This is a genomic window from Nocardioides sp. Arc9.136, from assembly GCF_030506255.1.
Taxonomy (GTDB): domain Bacteria; phylum Actinomycetota; class Actinomycetes; order Propionibacteriales; family Nocardioidaceae; genus Nocardioides.
The window spans coordinates 3,518,540-3,538,886 of sequence record NZ_CP113431.1; the positions used below are offsets into that span (position 1 = coordinate 3,518,540).

The 20,347-nt window shown below is 73.3% G+C and carries 17 protein-coding genes; 7 read left to right on the top strand and 10 right to left on the bottom strand.

Annotation, left to right across the window (positions count from 1 at the left end):
• Nucleotides 1-63: 63 nt before the first annotated feature.
• The 4 genes from OSR43_RS17035 (at nt 64) to OSR43_RS17050 (ending at nt 4,747) form a co-directional block, all read left to right on the top strand.
• Nucleotides 64-1,134, top strand: coding sequence for a glycosyltransferase (locus OSR43_RS17035; protein WP_302267912.1), 1,071 nt, complete (start codon nt 64-66; stop codon nt 1,132-1,134).
• Between the two features lie 116 nt (nt 1,135-1,250).
• Nucleotides 1,251-1,952 carry a succinate dehydrogenase cytochrome b subunit gene (locus OSR43_RS17040; RefSeq protein WP_302267913.1) on the top strand — a complete coding sequence of 234 codons (702 nt, stop codon included), beginning with the start codon at nt 1,251-1,253 and terminating at the stop codon, nt 1,950-1,952.
• A gap of 12 nt (nt 1,953-1,964) precedes the next feature.
• Nucleotides 1,965-4,007, top strand: a complete 2,043-nt coding sequence (locus OSR43_RS17045; protein ID WP_302267914.1) for a fumarate reductase/succinate dehydrogenase flavoprotein subunit — start codon at nt 1,965-1,967, stop codon at nt 4,005-4,007.
• On the top strand, nt 4,004-4,747 hold the full coding sequence (locus tag OSR43_RS17050; RefSeq protein WP_302267915.1) for a succinate dehydrogenase/fumarate reductase iron-sulfur subunit: 744 nt from the start codon (nt 4,004-4,006) through the stop codon (nt 4,745-4,747). Before OSR43_RS17045 ends, OSR43_RS17050 begins: the two co-directional genes overlap by 4 nt.
• A 172-nt stretch (nt 4,748-4,919) precedes the next feature.
• Here OSR43_RS17050 and OSR43_RS17055 read toward each other — a convergent pair whose 3' ends face one another.
• The 5 genes from OSR43_RS17055 to trpS all read right to left on the bottom strand — a co-directional run bounded on the left by OSR43_RS17055 (nt 4,920) and on the right by trpS (nt 9,001).
• Nucleotides 4,920-5,939, bottom strand: coding sequence for a type IV toxin-antitoxin system AbiEi family antitoxin domain-containing protein (locus OSR43_RS17055; RefSeq protein ID WP_302267916.1), 1,020 nt, complete (start codon nt 5,937-5,939; stop codon nt 4,920-4,922).
• Nucleotides 5,940-6,112: 173 nt separating this feature from the next.
• Entirely contained in the window at nt 6,113-6,334 is a 222-nt protein-coding gene (locus tag OSR43_RS17060) for an SCO4848 family membrane protein (protein ID WP_302267917.1), read from the bottom strand.
• Nucleotides 6,334-7,377, bottom strand: a complete 1,044-nt coding sequence (locus tag OSR43_RS17065) for a YihY/virulence factor BrkB family protein (RefSeq protein ID WP_302267918.1) — start codon at nt 7,375-7,377, stop codon at nt 6,334-6,336. The genes OSR43_RS17060 and OSR43_RS17065 overlap by 1 nt, the downstream gene beginning before the upstream one ends.
• Before the next feature lie 43 nt (nt 7,378-7,420).
• A complete protein-coding gene (locus OSR43_RS17070; RefSeq protein WP_302267919.1) occupies nt 7,421-7,933 on the bottom strand; it encodes a 2'-5' RNA ligase family protein in 513 nt (170 codons plus the stop codon).
• Between the two features lie 9 nt (nt 7,934-7,942).
• Nucleotides 7,943-9,001, bottom strand: coding sequence for a tryptophan--tRNA ligase (gene trpS / locus OSR43_RS17075; RefSeq protein WP_302267920.1), 1,059 nt, complete (start codon nt 8,999-9,001; stop codon nt 7,943-7,945).
• A 30-nt stretch (nt 9,002-9,031) separates the two neighbouring features.
• Between trpS and OSR43_RS17080 the strand changes: the two genes are divergently transcribed.
• Entirely contained in the window at nt 9,032-9,898 is an 867-nt protein-coding gene (locus tag OSR43_RS17080; RefSeq protein WP_302267921.1) for a GNAT family N-acetyltransferase, read from the top strand.
• Here OSR43_RS17080 and OSR43_RS17085 read toward each other — a convergent pair.
• From OSR43_RS17085 to OSR43_RS17100, 4 genes are all read right to left on the bottom strand, one after another.
• Nucleotides 9,856-11,106 carry an MFS transporter gene (locus OSR43_RS17085; protein WP_302267922.1) on the bottom strand — a complete coding sequence of 417 codons (1,251 nt, stop codon included), beginning with the start codon at nt 11,104-11,106 and terminating at the stop codon, nt 9,856-9,858. The two genes, OSR43_RS17080 and OSR43_RS17085, sit on opposite strands and share 43 nt — an antisense overlap.
• Before the next feature lie 69 nt (nt 11,107-11,175).
• Complete coding sequence (locus OSR43_RS17090; protein WP_302267923.1) at nt 11,176-11,565, bottom strand: hypothetical protein; 390 nt, start codon at nt 11,563-11,565, stop codon at nt 11,176-11,178.
• Between the two features lie 72 nt (nt 11,566-11,637).
• Nucleotides 11,638-15,249: an ABC transporter ATP-binding protein gene (locus OSR43_RS17095; protein WP_302267924.1), complete on the bottom strand. Its 3,612-nt coding sequence runs from the start codon at nt 15,247-15,249 to the stop codon at nt 11,638-11,640.
• 136 nt (nt 15,250-15,385) lie between these two features.
• Nucleotides 15,386-17,575 (bottom strand): NADP-dependent isocitrate dehydrogenase, encoded by a 2,190-nt coding sequence (locus tag OSR43_RS17100; RefSeq protein ID WP_302267925.1) that lies wholly within the window; start codon nt 17,573-17,575, stop codon nt 15,386-15,388.
• A 171-nt stretch (nt 17,576-17,746) separates the two neighbouring features.
• On the opposite strand from OSR43_RS17100, the gene OSR43_RS17105 reads away from it, so the two are divergent.
• Complete coding sequence (locus tag OSR43_RS17105; protein WP_302267926.1) at nt 17,747-18,697, top strand: aquaporin; 951 nt, start codon at nt 17,747-17,749, stop codon at nt 18,695-18,697.
• A 28-nt stretch (nt 18,698-18,725) separates the two neighbouring features.
• Here the strand turns inward: OSR43_RS17105 and OSR43_RS17110 are convergent, their stop codons facing one another.
• Entirely contained in the window at nt 18,726-19,226 is a 501-nt protein-coding gene (locus OSR43_RS17110) for a hypothetical protein (protein WP_302267927.1), read from the bottom strand.
• A gap of 76 nt (nt 19,227-19,302) precedes the next feature.
• Here OSR43_RS17110 and OSR43_RS17115 point away from each other — a divergent pair, with 76 nt between their 5' ends.
• Complete coding sequence (locus OSR43_RS17115) at nt 19,303-20,289, top strand: malate dehydrogenase (RefSeq protein ID WP_302267928.1); 987 nt, start codon at nt 19,303-19,305, stop codon at nt 20,287-20,289.
• Nucleotides 20,290-20,347: the final 58 nt, after the last annotated feature.

Below are 20,347 nucleotides of genomic sequence, written 5' to 3' on the forward strand. Positions count from 1 at the left end.
CCGTTCACCCGCCGTGCACGTCGGCGCCGGGCGGTCGTCACCCGCTGCCGCCACGGTGGGTGCATGCGGATCACGGTGGTGACCGAGACCTACTACCCCGCCGTCGACGCCACGACCACGACGGTCAAGGCGACGGTCGACCGGCTCGTGGACCTCGGGCACGAGGTGCGGCTGGTGGCGCCGGCCCCCGGGCTCGGTGACTACCGCGGGTGCCGGGTCGACCGGGTGGGCGCGCTCGAGCGTCCCGGCGCCCAGGTCCGCGCCTCGCTCGAGGCGTTCCGGCCGGACGTGGTCCACGTGGACTCGCCCGGGACCCTCGGGCGCAAGGCGCTCAAGCACGCCCGGCGCCTCGGCGTACCCAGCCTCGTCGTGCAGCAGGACGCCCTCCCCGTCCCCGTCCTCGACCGCTGGCGGACCCGGGTGGCCGAGCGCGCCGACCGGGTGCTCGTGACCGCGGCGTGGTCCGTCGAGCGGCTCGCCGAGGCGTCGATCGACGCCGGGCTGTGGCTGCCCGGCGTGGACACGGCCGCCTTCACCCCGGCCCTGCGCGACCCCTGGCTGCACGACCGCTGGGCGCGGGCCCGGTCGGCGTCGGGGCCGCTCGTGGTGGTCGGGTACGTCGGCGGGCTGCACCAGCGGCACGGCGTGCGCCGCCTGGCCGGCCTCGCCCGGGTGCCCGGCATCCGGCCGGTGCTCGTCGGCGACGGCTCGCAGCGCGACTGGCTGGCCGCGCGGCTCCCCGGCGCGAAGCTCACCGGCGCCCTGGGCCCCGGCGACCTCGCGGTCGCGATGGCCAGCCTCGACCTCCTGGTCCACCCGGGAGAGGAGGAGACGTGCTGCCACGCGCTGCGCGAGGCGGGGGCCAGCGGCGTCCCGGTCGTGGCACCGCGCTCCGGCGGTGCGCGCGAGGTCGTCCGGCCGCTGGAGACCGGTCTCCTGCACGCGGCGGGCGACCCGCACGGGCTGGCCCGCGCGGTGGCCGTCGTGGCGGGCGACCCCCGGCGCGCGCTGCTCGGCGCGCGGGGCCGCGAGCTCGCGCTCGAGCGGTCGTGGACGCAGGCCGTCGACGAGCTGCTCGAGCAGCACCTGGTGCCGCTCGCCACGCGGCGTACGACCGCTCCTGCCGTGCGGTGACCAACCCCGGGACGACGCTCGAGCGCGCCCGGGAGTTCCTGACCCGCGGGTAACAAGGCATATGTCACACGCCCGGCGCCACCTCGCGCCGGGACCGAGAGGTAGCGTGACACCTCGTGGCAACCCCGACCCTCGTCAAGGGGGCGCGCGCGACGCGCTCCACCGTGGCGCTCAAGCTCGTCATGGCCGTCAGCGGCCTCGTCTTCATCGGCTACGTGCTCGCGCACATGTACGGCAACCTCAAGGCGTTCGCCGGCCACGACGCGTTCAACGAGTACGCCCATCACCTGCGGGAGTTCGGTGAGCCGCTGCTCCCCCACGAGGGCTTCCTCTGGGTGATGCGCCTGCTGCTGATCGTCGCGCTGATCGCGCACGTCGCCTCGGCGTACGCGCTGTGGCGCCGCGCGGCGAAGGCCCGGACCGTGAAGTACCAGGTCAAGAAGAACCAGCACTCCTCGCTCTCCTCGCGCACCATGCGCTGGGGCGGCCTGGCGCTGCTGCTGTTCATCGTCTGGCACCTGCTGAACTTCACCGTCCCGAAGGTCAACCCCGACGGCGGGCCGACCGACGACCCGTACAACCTGATGGTGGACTCCTTCGACGTGTGGTGGATGACGGTCATCTACCTGCTGGCGATGCTGGCGCTCGGCTTCCACCTGCACCACGGGACGTTCAGCGCGATCCAGACCCTCGGCTTCACCAACACCGCCTCCTCCCGTGCCCGCGCCAAGCAGGCCGGCTGGGTGCTCGCGGTCGTGATCGCCGGCGGCTTCTCGCTCGTCCCCCTGTCCGTCCTCGCCGGCATCATCGAGAAGTAAGGAAGGCGCACCATGGCCTCCGCCCAGGGCACCTCGCCCCTCAACCAGCCCTCCCAGCAGGTCTCCGACGACGCGCGCGGCTACTACACGCCCGGCGACCCGCTGGTCGACCCCGCCGCCCCGACCGGTCCGATCGGCCAGCGCTGGAGCCAGCGCATCTTCGACAACCGCCTGGTCAACCCGGCCAACCGCCGCAAGCTCGACATCATCATCGTCGGCACCGGCCTGGCCGGCGGCGCCGCTGCCGCCACGCTCGGCGAGGCCGGCTACAACGTGAAGTCCTTCTGCTACCAGGACTCCCCGCGCCGCGCCCACTCGATCGCGGCCCAGGGCGGCATCAACGCGGCCAAGAACTACAAGGAGGACGGCGACTCGACGTTCCGTCTCTTCTACGACACCGTCAAGGGCGGCGACTACCGCTCGCGCGAGTCGAACGTCTACCGCCTGGCCGAGGTCAGCGCGAACATCATCGACCAGTGCGTCGCGCAGGGCGTCCCGTTCGCCCGTGAGTACGGCGGCCTGCTCGACAACCGCTCCTTCGGCGGCGTGCAGGTCTCCCGCACCTTCTACGCCCGCGGCCAGACGGGCCAGCAGCTGCTGCTCGGCGCCTACCAGGCCATGGAGCGCCAGGTGGCGGCCGGCACGGTCACCCAGTACACCCGCCACGAGATGCTCGAGGTCATCGTCGCCGACGGCAAGGCCCGCGGGATCATCGCCCGCGACCTGGTGACCGGCGAGATCGAGACCCACCTCGCGGACGTCGTCGTGCTGGCCAACGGCGGCTACGGCAACGTCTTCTTCCTCTCCACCAACGCGATGGGCTCCAACGTCACCGCCGCGTGGCGCGCGCACCGCAAGGGCGCCTACATGGCCAACCCCTGCTACACGCAGATCCACCCGACCTGCATCCCGGTCTCGGGCGCGCACCAGTCGAAGCTGACGCTGATGTCGGAGTCGCTGCGCAACGACGGCCGGATCTGGGTGCCCAAGCGCGCCGAGGACTGCGACAAGGACCCCCGCGACATCCCCGAGGAGGACCGCGACTACTACCTGGAGCGGATCTACCCCTCCTTCGGCAACCTGGTCCCCCGCGACATCGCCTCGCGCCAGGCGAAGAACATGTGCGACGAGGGCCGCGGCGTCGGCCCCGCCGTCACCGAGGTCGGCGCGGACGGCCAGGAGACCCAGGTCCGTCGCGGTGTCTACCTCGACTTCGCCGACGCGATCGGCCGGATGGGTCGCAAGGCCGTCGAGACCAAGTACGGCAACCTGTTCGACATGTACGCCCGGATCACGGGCGAGGACCCCTACGAGACGCCGATGCGCATCTACCCGGCGGTCCACTACGTGATGGGCGGCCTCTGGGTCGACTACCACCTGCAGTCGACGATCCCCGGCCTCTTCGTCACCGGCGAGGCCAACTTCTCCGACCACGGCGCCAACCGCCTGGGCGCCTCGGCGCTGATGCAGGGTCTGGCCGACGGCTACTTCGTGCTCCCGAACACCATCCGCGAGTACCTCGCCGACGGCCCGTTCGAGAAGATCGACGAGGCCCACCCGGCGGTCGTGGAGGCCCGCACCGACGTGGAGCAGCGGATCCAGAAGTTCCTCTCCATCAACGGCTCCCGCAGCGCCGACTCCTTCCACAAGCAGCTCGGCAACATCATGTGGGAGTACTGCGGCATGGAGCGGTCCGAGGAGGGCCTGCGCAAGGCCATCGACCTGATCCGCGAGCTCAAGGCGGAGTTCTGGACCAACCTGAAGGTCCTGGGCACCAACGAGAGCATCAACCAGAGCCTCGAGCGGGCCGGCCGCGTCGCCGACTTCATCGAGCTCGGCGAGCTGATGTGCATCGACGCCCTCAACCGCCGCGAGTCCTGCGGCGGCCACTTCCGCGCCGAGTCCCAGACCGAGGACGGCGAGGCCCTGCGCCACGACGACGAGTTCGCCTACGTCGCGGCCTGGGAGTGGAGCGGTGAGGACGGCCTCCCCGTCCTGCACAAGGAAGACCTGATCTACACGGCCATCGAGATGAAGCAGCGGAGCTACAAGTGAGACTCACCCTCAACATCTGGCGTCAGCGCGACGCGGCGTCGGCCGGGTCGATGCAGAAGTACGAGCTCGACGGCGTCTCCGAGGACATGAGCTTCCTCGAGATGCTCGACGTGCTCAACGAGCAGCTCAACGAGCAGGGCGACGAGCCGGTCGCCTTCGACTCCGACTGTCGCGAGGGCATCTGCGGCACCTGTGGCCTGATGATCAACGGCCAGGCCCACGGCCCGGAGGTCACCACGACCTGCCAGCTGCACATGCGCTCGTTCAAGGACGGCGACGACATCACGATCGAGCCGTGGCGCTCGGACGTCTTCCCGGTCCTGCGCGACCTGGTCGTCGACCGCGGCGCGTTCGACCGGATCATCCAGGCCGGCGGCTACATCTCGGCCAACACCGGCTCCGCCCCCGACGCCCACGCGGCGCCGGTGGAGAAGAAGAGGGCCGACCGCTCCTTCGACGTCGCCACCTGCATCGGCTGCGGCGCCTGCGTCGCGGCCTGCCCCAACGGCTCGGCCTCGCTGTTCATGGGTGCCAAGATCACCCACCTCGGCGAGCTCCCCCAGGGCCAGCCGGAGCGCTACGACCGGGTCGTCAACATGGTCGGCCAGCACGACGCCGAGGGCTTCGGTGGCTGCACCAACATCGGCGAGTGCACCGCCGCCTGCCCCAAGGAGATCCCGCTCGACGTGATCTCCCAGCTCAACAAGGACCTGCGCACCGCGCTCAAGCAGGGTCGCTGAGCGTCCCGCTCCTCCGCGCGTCGTACGACGGCCTCCGCCTTTCTGGTGGGGGCCGTTCGTGCGTCGCGGGGGGGCAGGATTCCCCGGTCCCCCGGGGATTCCGGCGCTTCTCAGGGAATGCGTCCCCTGAGGTGTACCGGTATTCCCTGACATGTACGACGCGATGGGCCCGTCAGGCAGGACGTCCCGCACGGGCGGCGCGGGCAGCGGAGAAGGCTGCGCGGATCCGGTCGGCAAGCCGGCCAGGATCGGCAAGGTCGGCCCACGTCACCCGGATGCACAGCCACCCGGTGGCCTCGCGCACCCGGTCCTCTCGACGCTTCTCGCGGAGAACGACGTCGACCGCGGACTCGCCTGCGGGAGCCAGTGCGCCGTACTTGATCCTCCCGTCGAACTCGAGGAACACGCCGAGGTCGGGCCAGGCGAAGTCCACCCGGGCCACCAGGCGCCCGGATCCGTCCCTCACCTCGTGCTGCAGCTCAGGCCGCGGCAGGCCGTGCACCGCCAGCAGGTGGAGCGTCCTGCTCTCGCCCACCGACTCGCACCGGCCGTCCGCGATGCGCAGGACCAGGTCGGTACGGAGGCTCCCCGGCCAGTGCGCCATGCCGACACTTCTCCGGGATGCATGAGCATCGACACCGCGCGGCACCGTCGCGTCGGACTCGTACCGCGCCCTCAGCTCGTCGGCGGTGACGAGCCCGGCCCGTAGGAAGTGGTTGACGACGCACACAGCGGCATCGGCCCGCGCCGTCATCGTCACGTCGAGGCAGGTCCTGACGGCGCTGGTGATGGCGAGCCCGTCGACCTCGTCCGTGTCGCCGGGCAGGAGCAGCCCCGAGTGCTGCTGCACGCCCGCCTCCTTCCGTCCGGCGCGTTCGTCGAGGCGGGTTCCGTGCACCACGGAGGTGTCCAGCCCCCACAGCGGCGCGTCGAAGGCAGGAAGCGCGGAGACGTGGGAGAGGACCAGGCGGCTCTTCGCCTGTCGCTGGACCGCCCGGCACAGCACCGCGTACCGCCCGGCCGGGTCGAGCCCACGCCACCGCTCCCCCGCGACGTACGCGCCGTGGCGCACGCGGTGCAGGGCCCCATCGCGCGTGAGCCGGCGGATCGCCCGGTCGTCGTAGCCCTCGGCGACCAGCTCCTTGCGGAGCCGGACCGGAGTCAACAACGGGTGACCGGGCGGCAGCATCATGACTGCATTCGTCCCCGGCCGGGAGCGCCGCGACACCCGACTGTCCTGGACCTGTGGACAGGTGGATCGGGCCCACGCCGAGGCCTCGACCTCTCAGGGAGAACCGGCACTTCTCAGGGGATGCAACACCTGAGAAGTGCCGGAATCCCCGGGGCCCCGGGGATTCCGACGTCCTAGCGCCGCGACCGCAGCGCGCGCAGCCCCAACCGGGCCAGGACGACGCCGATGGCGACGTTGACGACGATCAGCACGGTGTGGGCGACCCAGTAGCCGGTGGGGCGGTCCTCGCCCTCGGCGTGGGCGTTCCACAGGTTGCGGGTGAACATCGCGTAGGTGAGGAAGTTCCACACCGCGACACCGACCAGCAGCCACCCGTGGCGTCGTTCCAGCTTCATCAGGTCCTCTTCCTCCTCAGCAGTGCGACCAGCCCGAGGGTGGCCGCTCCTCCGGCCGCGAACGGGGTGAGCGCGGCCCGCACCCCGCCGTGCTGCGCGCGCAGCTCCCGGGGCGACGGCGTCCGCGGTCCCTGCACCGGGTCGGCCGGCTCCAGCACGCGCTGGGCGATGGCCGCCGGCGAGGTGTACGCGAACGCAGCCGAGTACAGCACGACCCGCGAGAAGTAGTTGATCCAGACCACGAGGATCAGCGCGATGCCGAAGGCCTGGAAGGCCGGCTGCTCCTTGGTGGAGGCCAGCAGGTAGCCGGAGAGCTGCTTGAGCACCTCGAACCCGACGGCGCCGAGCAGCGCGCCCTGGAGGAGCGAGCGGCGCGGCACGTGCGGCTGGGCGAGCAGGGTGTAGAGGGCGAAGAAGAGCACGGCGTTCGCGCAGAGGCCCAACGCGATCGTCAGCAGCTTGACCAGCCAGCCCAGCTCCTGGTCCAGCCCCATCCAGTCGAGGATGTCCTCGGAGAAGCCCCCGACGAAGCCGGCCACGGCCACGGCGACCAGCAGCACGGTGCCGATCACGACCAGGGTGAGGGCGTCGCGGAGCTTGCCGACGACGAAGTTGGGCTGGTCGCGCTGCGGGGTCACGAAGACCGCCTGGAGGGCGGCGCGCATCGCCGAGAGCCACCCGAGGCCGGAGTACAGGACACCGGCGACACCGAGGACCGCCGCCCACCCGCGGAACGTGCGGATCTGCTCGAGCGAGACCTTGCCCTCCCCCTGCCCGACGATGCCGGGCAGGACGGAGTCGATCGCCTCGCGCAGGTTGCGGTTGGCGTCGGGGTACACCGTGGAGACCAGGCCGACGGTGAACAGCGACAGCGCCAGGATCGGGAAGAACGACAGGAACGCGAAGTACGTCACCGCGCCGGCCTGCTGGGAGGCCTGCGCCGCACCGTAGTGCTCCTGCATCCGCACGAGGTGGTCCACGAAGGGCCGGCTCCGGCGCACGTCCCGCACGCCTCCGGTCACCCGCTCCTGGATCGATGGCATGCGCAGCAGGTACCCACCGGTCCACGCGGGCCGCGGAGGCCGCTCAGCCGCTCAGCGTGAAGTCGCGGCTGGGCTGCCAGCCCAGGACCGCGTCGTGCACGTAGAGGTGGAACTCCTCGACGAGGAACTCGCACTCGAAGTCGGCGAGGTCGTCGAAGGCCCGGTCCAGCTGCTCGTCGCCGAGGTGGTGCGCGATCGTGACGTGCGGGTGGTAGGGGTACTCCAGGTCCACCGCCAGCGGTCCGCGTCGTACGGCGGAGGCGAGCTGCTCGCACTGGGAGATCCCCTCCACCAGCGACACGAACACCACCGGGGAGACCGGCCGGAAGGTGCCGGTCCCCCGCAGGTGCACGAGGAACGTCTGCTGGGCGGTCGCCACCGCCGCGAGGTGCTCCTCGACGGCAACCACGTCGTCCTCGCCGATCTCGGTCGGCGGCACGAGCGTGATGTGCGTCGGGATCATCGTCGCGGTCTCGTCCCCGAGGGCGGTCCGGTAGTCCTGGAGCTCGCTCGCCCAGGGCTCAGGGATCGCTACGGCAACCCCGATCGTCGGCATCCCCCGACCCTACTGGCCCACCGCGACGAACCCGACACGCTGGTAGACGTCCTTGATCGTCGCCTCGGCCACCGCCCCGGCGGTCGCGGCGCCGCGCTGCAGCACCGACGTGAGGTACGCCTGGTCGTCGAGGAGCTCGAGGGTGCGCTCGCGGAACGGCGTCACGAACTCGACCACGACGTCGGCGAGGTCCTTCTTGAGGTCGCCGTAGCCCTTGCCCGCGTAGGTGTCGACGAGGTCGGTGACCGCGGTCCCGGTCAGCGCGGAGTAGATCGTCAGCAGGTTGCTGACCCCCGGCTTCTCCTCGAGGTCGAAGCGGATCTCCGAGCCCGAGTCGGTGACGGCGGAGCGGATCTTCTTCGCGCTCTGCTTGGGCTCGTCGAGCATCTCCACGATGCCGGCCGGGGACGAGGCGGACTTCGACATCTTCTTCGCCGGGTCCTGCAGGTCCGCGATCTTGGCGGTCGCCTTCAGGATGTAGGGCTCGGGCAGCCGGAACGTCTTCTTGTAGCGGCTGTTGAAGCGCTGCGCGAGGTCGCGGGTCAGCTCCAGGTGCTGGCGCTGGTCCTCGCCGACCGGGACGTAGTGCGGGCGGTAGAGCAGGATGTCGGCGGCCATCAGGACGGGGTAGGTGAAGAGGCCGACGCTGGCGGCCCCCTCCCCCTGCTTGGCGGACTTGTCCTTGAACTGCGTCATCCGGCGGGCCTCGCCGAAGCCGGTCATGCACTGCAGCACCCAGCCGAGCTGGGCGTGCGCCGGGACGTGGGACTGCATGAAGATCGCCGACCGCTCGGGGTCGACGCCGGCGGCGAGCAGCTGGGCGGCGGCGCGCAGGCACCGCTCGCGCAGCACCTTGGGGTCCTGCTCGACGGTGATGGCGTGCTGGTCGGCGATGAAGAAGAACGGCTGGTGGTCGCGCTGGAGGTCCACCCACTGCCGCAGCGCGCCGAGGTAGTTGCCGAAGTGGAACGAGTCGGCCGTCGGCTGGATCCCCGACAGCACCCGGGGACGGGCGCCGCCGGACGCCGCGGTGGGCGCGGCGGTCTCGGGCTGGGTGGTGGTGGACATGGGCCCATTCTCCCCGACTACCGTGCCGCCATGTCCGTGACCCCCGTCCTGGTGGACCGCGGCGAGGGCCGGGCCGAGCTGGTCCTCCCGCCGGGCCCGCTGCCGACCCCCGACGACGTCCGCGGGCTGCTCGTCGCCGCCTTCGGCGCACCGGACCTGCGGTGCGTGGTGGCGTACGTCGCCGTCGACGCGTGGCCGGTCCGGCGGCTGCTCCACGAGCTGGGGTTCGCCGGCGACGGCGTCCTGCGCGGCTGGCTCCCCGACGGCGCGGACGCGTGGACGGGCACGCTGCTGCGGGGCGAGCCGCCGGCGCCCCGGCGGCCCTGGCCGGTCGTCCCCGAGCTGGCGGCCGAGGGCCTGCTCCTGCGTCCCTGGCGGGCCACTGACGTCCCGCGGATCGTCGAGGGCTGCGCGGACCGGGACACGCAGGCGTGGCTGGGCCAGATGCCGTCGCCGTACACCGAGGAGTCGGCGCGCGCCTGGCTGCACCAGGTCGAGGAGCGGCTGGCGGCCGGCACCGCGGTGAACTGGGCGGTCGTGGACCCTGCCGACCCCGCTGACCCGGACGGCTCCCCGGTGCTCGGGTCGGTCGGCTGGTTCGGCCTGGTCGAGGGCGTCGACTGCGAGATCGGCTACTGGGTGCACCCGGACGCGCGCGGCCGCCGGGTCGCCACCCGCGCCCTGCGGGCGGTCGCGGCGCACGCCTTCGCGACCCTCGACGTACGCCGCGTCCGGGCCTGTGCGGCCGCGGGCAACGCTGCGTCGCGGCGGGTCATCGAGGCGTGCGGGTTCACCCAGTACGGCGTCGACCCGCTCGGCGCGTGGACCCGCGCGGGCCGCGAGCCGCTGGCGCTCTACGACCTGGCCGCACCCTGGGCGGGCGCAGCCGCGGACTGACCGTTGCGGTGGCTGACCGCGGACCAGAGCAGGATCGCGACGCCGAGCACGGAGAGGCCGGCGCCGACGAGGGCGGGCGCGCGGTAGCCCAGGCCGGCGGCGATGACGAGGCCGCCGAGCCAGGCGCCGAGCGCGTTGGCGAGGTTGAGGGCGGCGTGGTTCATCGCGGCGCCCAGGGTGACGGCGTTCCCGGCGACGTCCATCAGCCGGACCTGCAGGTTCGTGACGAGCACGGACCCGATCGCGGTGATCGCGAAGACGACCGGGAGCAGCCACCAGCCGTACGGCGCGACCGCCCAGAAGAGCACCATCACGACGGTCGAGCCGATGCCGGACCAGATCAGCGAGCGGAACACCGACCACGCGGCCAGCTCACCGCCCAGCCAGGTGCCGGCGACCATGCCGAGGCCGAAGGCCAGCAGGAAGAACGGCACCGTGCCGCTGCCCAGCCCGCCGACGTCGGTGACCGTGGTCGCGATGTAGGAGTAGACGGCGAACATGCCGCCGAAGCCGACCGCGCCGGCCGCCATGGTCAGCCACACCTGCCGGTTGCCGAAGAAGTCGCGCGCCTCCTTGCGACCCGTCGCCTCCTTGTCGCCGGGCACCGAGGGGACGAAGGCCAGGATCAGCAGCATCGTGAGCCCCGCGATCGCCGCGGTGATGACGTACGCCGCGCGCCAGCCCAGGTGCTGGCCGACCCACGTCGCGGCAGGGACGCCGACGACGTTGGCGACGCTGAGGCCGAGCATCACGCTGGCGACCGCGCGGCCGCGCTTCTCGGGCACGGTGAGGTTGGCGGCGACCAGGCTGGCCACGCCGAAGTACGCCCCGTGCGGCAGGCCGTCGAGGAAGCGGGCGAGGGTGAGCAGGCCGTAGCCGGTCGCGGCCGCGCTGAGCAGGTTGAAGGCGGCGTACGCCCCCATCAGGCCGACGAGCAGGCCACGGCGTGGCAGCCGGGCCGCGAAGAACGACAGGATCGGCACGCCCACCACGACGCCCAGCGCGTACGCCGAGATCACGTGGCCCGCGGTCGGCTCGGAGACCCCGATGCCGTCCGCGATCTGGGGCAGCAGCCCCATCGTCACGAACTCCGTCGTCCCGATCGCGAAGCCGCCCACCGCGAGGGCGAGCACCGCGAGCACGAACCTGCGGCCCCCTGCGGGGTCGGCGGCACGGGCCGGGGCGGACGCGGGCGCGGTGGAGGTCATGGGGCCTTCCGGTCGGGGACGTGCCTCATCCTCCAACCGGCTCCGGCCGCCGGCCTATTCCGCGCCGGGTCAGCAGACGGTGGTGATCTGGCCGACGGCGCCGTCCAGCTGCCGCTCGGCCTCGTCGACCGCCACGTCGTCCACGCGGGTGCCCTCGGCGGCGCCCCGTGCCTCCGCGAGCAGCCGGTCGACCGCCTTGCCGGCCCGGTCCACCTGCTGCCGGGTCTCGCCGCCGAGCCCGCGCTCGGCTGCGGCCAGCACCTCGCGGACGGCCGTCAGCTCCCGCTCGGCGGCCTGCGGGTCTGCCTTGATGTCCGCGACGGCGTCCCGCGCGCGGCGCTCGGCCTCGCCCATCGCCTGCTGGGCCGCCGCGCAGCCGGCGTCCTCGGCGGCTCCGCGGACGATGTCCTCGGCCTCGGAGCACCCGGTGAGCAGGGTGGCGGCCAGGGCTGAGGTCACGAGCAGGGTGCGCACACCGGTCCGAACGAGCGGCGGGCGCCCGGGGTTCCGCTCGCCCCCGGCTCGGTGGGGTCAGCCGGCGAGGTGGCCCCAGCGCGCGGCCAGCTCCGACCACGGACCGCTCGCGGCGACCCGGCCGTCGACGAGCACGACCACCCGGTCGGCCCGTGCCAGGGCGGCCCGCTTGGACGTCGCGCCCACCACGGTCGTGCCGCGGCCGCGCAGCGCCTCCCACAGCTCGAGCTCGGTGGCGGCGTCCAGCGCGCTCGAGACGTCGTCGGCGAGCAGCAGCTCGGCGTCGGTGGCCAGCGCCCGGGCGAGCGCCAGCCGCTGCACCTGCCCACCCGAGAGCCGTACGCCGCGGTGCCCGACGAGGGCGTGCGGCCCGCCGGCCTCCTCCAGGTCGCGCCGCAACCGGGCGTCGGCGACGGCGGCGTCGAGGCCGCGCTCGACGGTGTGGTCGAGCAGGACGTTGTCGGCGAAGGTCCCCGACAGCACCCGCGGCACCTGCGCCACGTGGGCCACCTGGCCGGGCCGGAGGAAGACCTCGGCGTCCTCGACCTCCAGACCGTTCCAGCGCACCGAGCCCCGGTGGTCGACGAGTCCGGCCAGCGCCGCGAGCAGGCTGGACTTGCCCGAGCCGACCTGCCCGAGGAGCAGCACCAGGTCGCCGGCGTCGACGTCGAGGTCGACCCCGGTGACGCCGAGGGTGCCGTCGTCGTGGACCGCGCTCATGCCGCGCAGCTCCAGCCGCTGCAGCGGCACCCGCGGGGTGGGGGCCGGGTCGGGTGCGGTGCCGTGCACCAGGTCGACGCCCGGGGGCAGCGTCACCAGGTCCGCGCCGCCGGCGAGGCGGCTGGTGGCGCGCTGCCAGGACCTGGTCCCGGGCGCCTCGGTGATGACCGAGCCGGCGACCCGACCGAACCAGTCGAAGCCGTTGACCGCCGAGGCCACCAGGAGCGCCGTCGCGAGGTCCCAGCGGCCGGCCACGAGCACCGCCCAGGCGGCGACGACCCCGCACTGGACGACCACGACCGGCACCCCGTCGAGAGCGGCCTGGACCCGGTGCTCGCGCACCGCGGCGTCGACGCGGCCGGAGTCGACCCGGCCGAGGTGGCGGCGCACGGCGGGGGTCGCGGCGGCGAGCTTGACGGTGCGCACGCACTCCAGCGCGGAGACCAGCGACCGGCCGAAGCCGGCCCGCGCCCGCGACGCCGCCGCGGCCGACCGGCCCGCGATCGGGCGGCCGACCGAGGACGCGAGCGCCGAGGCGACCATCACCGCCAGCAGCACCCCGCCGGCGAGCAGGCTGCCGCCGGCCACGCTGGTGGCCGCCACGATGAGCAGGCCGTTGACGAAGTCGACCCAGCGGTCGGCGTACCGCGCGTAGCGGTCGGCGTCCATCGTCCGCGCGACGACCTCCCCCGGCGGCGTCCGGGCGAGCCGCCGCTGGTCGGTCTGGCCGACGAGGACGCTCATCCGGGTGCGCAGGAGCACCGCGGACCACCAGTGCGGGTAGCGCAGGAACGCTGCGGCGATGGCGAGCGGCGCGACGAAGAGGCTGACGACGACGACCGCGGTGAGGGCGACCGGTGCCTCCCCCTCGGCGAGGTCGGTGACCAGGCGGCCCCAGGCCCAGCCGGTCAGGGCCCCGAACGAGCCGGTGAGCGAGGCGAGCAGGAACAGCGCCGCTCCGGCCAGGCCCCACCCGGGGTGGATGACCAGCGCGTGCGCGATGCCGCGGGTCAGCGACGGCCCGTCGCCGACCTCGGGCCGCTCCGGCGGCGGGCCGGTGCGGCGCCGTCCGCCGACCGCCGTCACGGGCTCCGCGAGGGAGCCGGACGGGCCGGACGCCCCGGACGCGGGCTGCTCCGCGACGTCGTGTGCGGCGTCGTGTCCGGCGTCACCGGAGCGCAGCAGGTCGCGGAAGCGGCCCTCGGCCGCGGCCAGCTCGGCGTGCCCGCCCTGCTGGACGACGCGACCCTGCTCGAGCACCGCCACCAGCCCGGCGCGCTCGACGGTGCCCAGGCGGTGCGCGACGAGGAGTCCGGTACGGCGCGCGAGCAGCCGGTCGGCCGCGCGGACCACCAGCTCCTCGGTGACCGGGTCCATCCGCGCGGTGGCCTCGTCGAGCACCACCACCTGTACGTCGCGGACGAGCAGCCGCGCGAACGCGACGAGCTGCTCCTCCCCCGCCGACAGGGTCGTCCCGCCTGGCCCCAGCCCGGTGTCCAGCCCGGCGGGCAGCCCCGCGACCCAGGCCTCGAGCCCCAGCTCGGCCACGGCCTGCTCCACCCGGCCGGCGGGGACGTCGGCGAACAGCGTGATGTTCTCCGCGAGCGTGCCGGCCAGGATCTCGGTGCGCTGCGTGACGACGCCGACCGTCGCGCGCAGCTGCTGGAGGTCGAGGTCGAGCACGTCGACACCGCCGAGCAGGACCGTGCCCGGCTCCGGCTCGACCGCGCGCGAGACCAGGGCGGCGAGTGTCGACTTGCCCGAGCCGGTGCGGCCCACCAGCGCGCACGTCTCCCCGGCCGGCACCCGCAGGTCGACCCCCTCGAGCGCGAACCGGCCCTCCTCGTAGGCGAAGTGGAGGTCGCGGAAGTGCAGGTCGAGGGGGCCGTCCGGCACGGCCAGGCCGCCTGCGGGCTCGGGCGGGGACTCCAGCAGCTGGCGCAGCCGGACCAGCGCGCCCAGGCCGGCCTGGAGGTCCGGCAGGTGCTGGGCGAGGGTGTTGACCTGCCCCACGAAGGTGGAGGTCACCAGGAACAGCGTCACCAGGCGGGCCACCGACATGCCGTCGGCGGCCACCAGCGCGACGCCGGCGACCACGACCGCCGCGAGCAGGGCGTGGAGCAGCAGCCCGGCCCGCCGGGCCAGTCGGGTCTCGGCCTCCAGCACGGCGCCCAGCCGGCGGTGCACCTGGGCCGAGAGGCCGGCCAGGCGGCGTACGACGTGGGCCTGGCCGAGGCTGGTGCGCAGGTCGTCGCGGCCGGCGATGCCCTCCTCGAGCGCCGCGGCGTGGTCGGTCCAGGCCATCTCCTCCACGACCTTGCGCCGGGCGATCTCCGGCAGCAGCCGCCGCACCGCCAGCACGGTCAGCCCGGAGACGACCGGCAGCAGCAGCCAGGCCGGCCACCACGTGATGCCGGCGATGACCCACATCGGGACGGTCGCGAAGAGCGTGCGCATCGCGTCCCAGACCTGGCGGCGCACCAGGACGCCGACCTCGTAGGTGTCGTCGTCGACGCGGTCGAGCACCTCCCCGACGGCCTGGTCGCCCAGGCGGGCGAGCGGCTGGCTGAGCGCGGCGTCGAGCAGGTCGGCGCGGAGCCTGCCCTCGGCCCGGTCGACGACCCCGGACCACACGACGCGGGCGGCAGAGTCGAGCACCGCGGCACCGACGACGCACAGCGCCAGCAGCAGCACCAGGTCGCGGCTCGGGTCGGCCGCGAGCCGGCCGGCCACGACGGTGCCGAGCGCCTGCCCGACCGCGGCCACGAACAGCGCGACCAGCGACCAGCCGGCGACGCGGGAGCGCAGCCGGCGCCAGTCCACGACGCGGGAGTCCTCGACCGGCACTGCGCCGGTGGTCCCCCCGGCGGGTGCACCGGTCGGGTCGTCGGTCGGGTCGTCGGGGCTGGGCGTGCCGCGGTCGGCTGCGGGTGGGCTGCTCACGGTCATCACCGACGACGCTACGGCGCGGCGCCGACACTCCTCACCTGGTTTTCCGGCCGGGCCGGGGGCTCTCGGAGGGGCACGGACGCACCGCGGCCCGCCACCTCGAGGAGGTGGCGGGCCGCAGCACGAGCGGGACGGCTCAGAGCGAGGCGAGCGCCTCGTTGAGCGTCTGCGACGGACGCATCACGGCCGAGGCCTTGGCGTCGTCGGGCCGGTAGTAGCCACCGATGTCGGCCGGCGAGCCCTGGACGGCGTTGAGCTCGGAGACGATGGTCTCCTCCTCGGCCGCGAGGCGCTCGGCCAGCGGCCCGAAGGCCGCGGCGAGGTCGGCGTCCTCGGTCTGCTGCGCCAGCTCCTGGGCCCAGTAGAGCGCCAGGTAGAAGTGCGAGCCGCGGTTGTCGATGCCGCCGACGCGACGGGTCGGGGACTTGTCCTCGTTGAGGAAGGTCCCGGTCGCCCGGTCGAGGGTGTCGGCGAGCACCTTGGCCCCCGGCTTGCCCGCCTGCTCGGCGTACAGCTCGAAGGACGGCACCAGCGCGAAGAACTCGCCCAGGCTGTCCCAGCGCAGGTAGTTCTCCTTGACCAGCTGCTGCACGTGCTTGGGCGCCGAGCCGCCGGCGCCGGTCTCGAACAGGCCGCCGCCGTTCATCAGCGGGACGACCGACAGCATCTTCGCCGAGGTGCCGAGCTCGAGGATCGGGAAGAGGTCGGTGTTGTAGTCGCGCAGCACGTTGCCGGTCACCGAGATGGTTTCCTCGCCGCGGCGGATCCGCTCCAGGGAGTACGCCGTCGCCTCGGCCGGCGCCATGATCTCGATGGTCAGGCCGTCGGTGTCGTGCTCGGCGAGGTACTCCTTGACCTTGGCGATGAGGTTCGCGTCGTGGGCGCGGGTCTCGTCGAGCCAGAAGACCGCCGGCGTGCTGCTCGCGCGGGCGCGGGTCACGGCGAGCTTGACCCAGTCGCGGATCGGCTCGTCCTTGGTCTGGCAGGCGCGCCAGATGTCGCCCGGCTGGACCTCGTGCTCCATGAGGACGTCGCCGGCCGAGGTGACGACGCGGACGGTGCCCGCGGCGGGGACCTCGAAGGTCTTGTCGTGGGAGCCGTACTCCTCGGCCGCCTTGGCCATCAGGCCGACGTTCGGCACCGAGCCCATGGTCGCGGGGTCGAAGGCGCCGTGGGCGCGGCAGTCGTCGAGGACGGTCTGGTAGACGCCGGCGTAGGAGGAGTCCGGGATCACCGCGAGGGTGTCGGCCTCCTCGCCGTCGGGGCCCCACATGTGGCCCGAGGTGCGGATCATCGCCGGCATCGAGGCGTCGATGATCACGTCGCTCGGCACGTGCAGGTTGGTGATGCCCTTGTCGGAGTCGACCATCGCCAGCGCCGGACCGTCGGCCAGGCCCTGCTGCACGGCCGCCTTGATCGCGTCACCCTCGGGGAGGGACTCCACGGCGTTCAGCAGCGCGCCGAGGCCGTCGTTCGGGGAGATCCCCGCCGCGCGCAGCTGCTCGCCGTACTGCTCGAACAGCGTCGGGAAGAACGCCTGCACCACGTGGCCGAAGATGATCGGGTCGCTGACCTTCATCATCGTGGCCTTGAGGTGGGCGGAGAACAGCACGCCCTCGGCCTTGGCGCGGGCGACCTGCTCGGTGAGGAAGCGGCGCAGCGCGGCGACGTCCATGTAGGTGCCGTCGACGACCTCGCCGGCCAGGACCTTCACGCCGTCCTTGAGGACGGTGGTGGAGCCGTCGGCGGCGACGAGCTCGATGCGCAGGGAGTCGTCGGACTCGATGACGACCGACTTCTCGTTGGAGCGGAAGTCGTGCTGGCCCATGGTCGCGACGTTGGTCTTGGAGTCGCTGGACCAGGCGCCCATGCGGTGCGGGTGGGCCTTGGCGTAGTTCTTCACCGAGGCCGGCGCGCGCCGGTCGGAGTTGCCCTCGCGCAGGACCGGGTTGACCGCGGAGCCCTTGACCTTGTCGTACTTGGCCCGGGCGTCCTTGTCGGCGTCGCTCTGCGGGTTCTCCGGGTAGTCCGGGATGTCGTGGCCCTGCTCCTGCAGCTCCTTGATCGCGGCCTTCAGCTGCGGGATGGAGGCGGAGATGTTGGGCAGCTTGATGATGTTGGCCTCGGGCTTCGTGGCCAGCTCGCCGAGCTCGGCGAGCGCGTCGTCGACCAGCCCGAACTGGGCCAGGATGCGACCCGACAGGGAGATGTCGCGGGTCTCGACGTCCACGCCGGCCTTCGCGGCGTACGCCTGGACGATCGGCAGGAAGGAGTACGTCGCCAGCAGCGGCGCCTCGTCCGTGTGCGTGTAGATGATCTTGGCCATGGAACGGCTGCTCCTGTAGCTGGATGGCTGGGGGCGGATCGCGGGACGATCAGGTTTCTTGACGTCAAGATACCTGACGGGCTCGCCGGCTCCCACCCTCGCACCCGTGCGGTCGCCGTGCCATGCCCCGCCCACGTTTGGGTCGGACCCTCCGCGGGGAGCACCCAGGGCATGAGCACCCCGACCACTGCCCTGCCCTCGACCGGGCAGCGCATCGCCGCCGAGGCCATCGGCACCTTCCTCGTCGTCCTCGTCGCCGCGGCGACCCTCGTCCGCACCGACGACGCCCTCACCGCCGCGCTGGCCTACGGCCTGGCGTACGCCGTGGCGATCGCCGCGTTCGGCAGGGTCTCGGCGCACCTCAACCCCGCCGCCACCGTCGGCTCGGCCGTCGCCGGCCGCACGCCCTGGCGCGACGCCGGCATCCTCATCGGGACCCAGGTGCTCGCGGGCGTGCTCGCCGCGCTGGTGCTCTTCGCCCTCCTGCACGGCTACGACGGCTTCGACGCCGAGAACTCCATGGGGCAGAACGGGTTCGACGACCTGCGCGACGGGTACGCCGGCTGGGCCGCGTTCCTGCTCGAGCTGGTCCTGACCGCGCTGCTCGTGCTCGTGGTCCTCGCGGTCCTCGACGAGCGCCACCAGGACCGTGGCCCCGCCCCGCTGTGGTCCGGCCTGGCCCTGGCCGCCCTCGCCGCCGTGGCGGTGCCGTTCACCGGCGCCTCGCTCAACCCGGCCCGCTCGATCGGCCCGGCCCTCTTCGCCGGCGGCGACGCGATCCTCCAGCTGTGGGTCTTCATCCTGGCCCCGCTGCTCGGCGGCCTGCTCGCCGGCCTCGCCTACCCCCTCGTGCTCGGCCGCTCCGGCGCGGCGGTCCCCGGCTCCGGCCTCCGGCTCCCCGCCCGCTCCCCGAAGGCCGCCGCGGCCGTCGACCAGCCGGCCGCGCAGGACTGGAGCCAGCAGCAGCCGATCATCCAGGACGGCTGGCAGTGGGACCCGGTCGCGCAGGAATGGAAGCCCGCCGAGCAGGGCTGGGCCACCCCTCAGGCCGACCCCACCCAGCAGCAGCCGTGGCCCGGCACCGACCAGGGCGACCAGCCCGGCGGCCCCACCCAGCGCTGAGGGCCCGCTGAGGCCCCGCTGAGGCCCGCTAGTTGCTCTTCTCGACCGTCCGGCGCTCGGTCCGTCCCGGATCGAGCGCCGACGTCGTCTCCAGCACGAGGGTGTCGTCGTCCATCTCGGTGACGGCGGCGACGTCCTCGACCTCCCCGGGGACGTACGCCGTGCGCCAGGAGTCGCCGTACCGCGGCTCGGCGGGCATGGCGAGCCCGGCCTCCGCCCCGTCGACGCCGGCCGCCCACTCCCCCTCGGTGCCGAACCACCACACGTTGCCGCGGCGGTCCTGGGCGTAGTAGTCCTCGCCGAGGACCGTCACCGTCACGCCGGCGACCTCCGCCGTCCCGGCCGGCTCGCCCGCCTCGGAGAACCACGGGTTGTCGATGCCGTCGACGAAGTCGTCCGGCTCCGGCGACGGCGTCGGCACGACCAGCTCGTCGACGCCGGTCGGCGGGCTGACCGGCGAGGCGGTCCCGCACCCGGCGAGGAGGGCGGCGGTCAGCACCACGGCCGCCAGGCCGCCTGTCGTACGCATGCACGCAGCGTAGGCCCGCGCGACCACCCCCGCTGCTAGCGTCGGCAGCGTCCGCCGACCTCGACAAGGAGTCCTCGTGAGCTCATCCCCACTCAAGGTGGCCGTGACCGGTGCCGCCGGCCAGATCGGCTACAGCCTGCTCTTCCGCCTCGCGAGCGGTGCGCTCGCGGCCGACCGGCCGATCGAGCTGCGGCTCCTCGAGATCACCCCGGCGCTCAAGGCGCTCGAGGGCGTGGTCATGGAGCTCGACGACTGCGCGTTCCCGGGGCTCGCCGGTGTGGAGATCGGCGACGACGCCGAGAAGATCTTCGACGGCGTCAACCTCGCCCTCCTCGTCGGCGCCCGCCCACGCGGCCCCGGCATGGAGCGCAGCGACCTGCTCGAGGCCAACGGCGCGATCTTCACCACCCAGGGCAAGGCACTGGGGAAGGTGGCCGCCGACGACGTCCGCATCGGCGTCACCGGCAACCCGGCGAACACCAACGCGCTCATCGCGATGACCAACGCCCCCGACATCCCGCAGGAGCGGTTCTCCGCGCTCACCCGCCTGGACCACAACCGCGCGATCTCCCAGCTGGCCGCGAAGACCGGGGCGCCGGTCACCGACATCACCAGGATGACGATCTGGGGCAACCACTCCGCGACGCAGTACCCCGACCTCTTCCACGCCGAGGTCGGCGGCCGCAACGCCGCCGAGGTCGTGGGCGACCAGGGCTGGATCGAGGACACCTTCATCCCGACGGTGGCCAAGCGCGGTGCCGCCATCATCGACGCCCGCGGGTCCTCCTCGGCCGCGTCGGCCGCGTCGGCCACCATCGACGCCGCCCGCGACTGGCTCTTCGGGTCCGCCGAGGGCGACTGGGTCTCGATGGCCGTCCGCTCCGACGGCTCCTACGGCGTGCCCGAGGGACTCATCTCGTCCTTCCCGGTCACCACGAAGGACGGGGACTGGTCGATCGTCGAGGGCCTGGAGATCGACGACTTCTCCCGCGGCCGGATCGACGCCTCCACCGCCGAGCTCGCCGAGGAGCGCGAGGCCGTCACCGGTCTCGGCCTGATCTGAGCACGGCTCCGGGGCCACCGCGGTCGTCCGACCGGACGACCGCGGTGGCCCTTCGCAC

Bases quoted from the DNA above. Each gene is read 5' to 3' on its own strand.
- OSR43_RS17065 (WP_302267918.1), bottom strand. From the start codon at position 7,377: ATGCCATCGATCCAGGAGCGGGTGACCGGAGGCGTGCGGGACGTGCGC.
- OSR43_RS17105 (WP_302267926.1), top strand. From the start codon at position 17,747: ATGAGCACCCCGACCACTGCCCTGCCCTCGACCGGGCAGCGCATCGCC.
- trpS (WP_302267920.1), bottom strand. From the start codon at position 9,001: ATGTCCACCACCACCCAGCCCGAGACCGCCGCGCCCACCGCGGCGTCC.
- OSR43_RS17060 (WP_302267917.1), bottom strand. From the start codon at position 6,334: ATGAAGCTGGAACGACGCCACGGGTGGCTGCTGGTCGGTGTCGCGGTG.
- OSR43_RS17055 (WP_302267916.1), bottom strand. From the start codon at position 5,939: ATGATGCTGCCGCCCGGTCACCCGTTGTTGACTCCGGTCCGGCTCCGC.
- OSR43_RS17085 (WP_302267922.1), bottom strand. From the start codon at position 11,106: ATGACCTCCACCGCGCCCGCGTCCGCCCCGGCCCGTGCCGCCGACCCC.
- OSR43_RS17035 (WP_302267912.1), top strand. From the start codon at position 64: ATGCGGATCACGGTGGTGACCGAGACCTACTACCCCGCCGTCGACGCC.
- OSR43_RS17045 (WP_302267914.1), top strand. From the start codon at position 1,965: ATGGCCTCCGCCCAGGGCACCTCGCCCCTCAACCAGCCCTCCCAGCAG.
- OSR43_RS17100 (WP_302267925.1), bottom strand. From the start codon at position 17,575: ATGGCCAAGATCATCTACACGCACACGGACGAGGCGCCGCTGCTGGCG.
- OSR43_RS17110 (WP_302267927.1), bottom strand. From the start codon at position 19,226: ATGCGTACGACAGGCGGCCTGGCGGCCGTGGTGCTGACCGCCGCCCTC.
- OSR43_RS17080 (WP_302267921.1), top strand. From the start codon at position 9,032: ATGTCCGTGACCCCCGTCCTGGTGGACCGCGGCGAGGGCCGGGCCGAG.
- OSR43_RS17095 (WP_302267924.1), bottom strand. From the start codon at position 15,249: ATGACCGTGAGCAGCCCACCCGCAGCCGACCGCGGCACGCCCAGCCCC.
- OSR43_RS17070 (WP_302267919.1), bottom strand. From the start codon at position 7,933: ATGCCGACGATCGGGGTTGCCGTAGCGATCCCTGAGCCCTGGGCGAGC.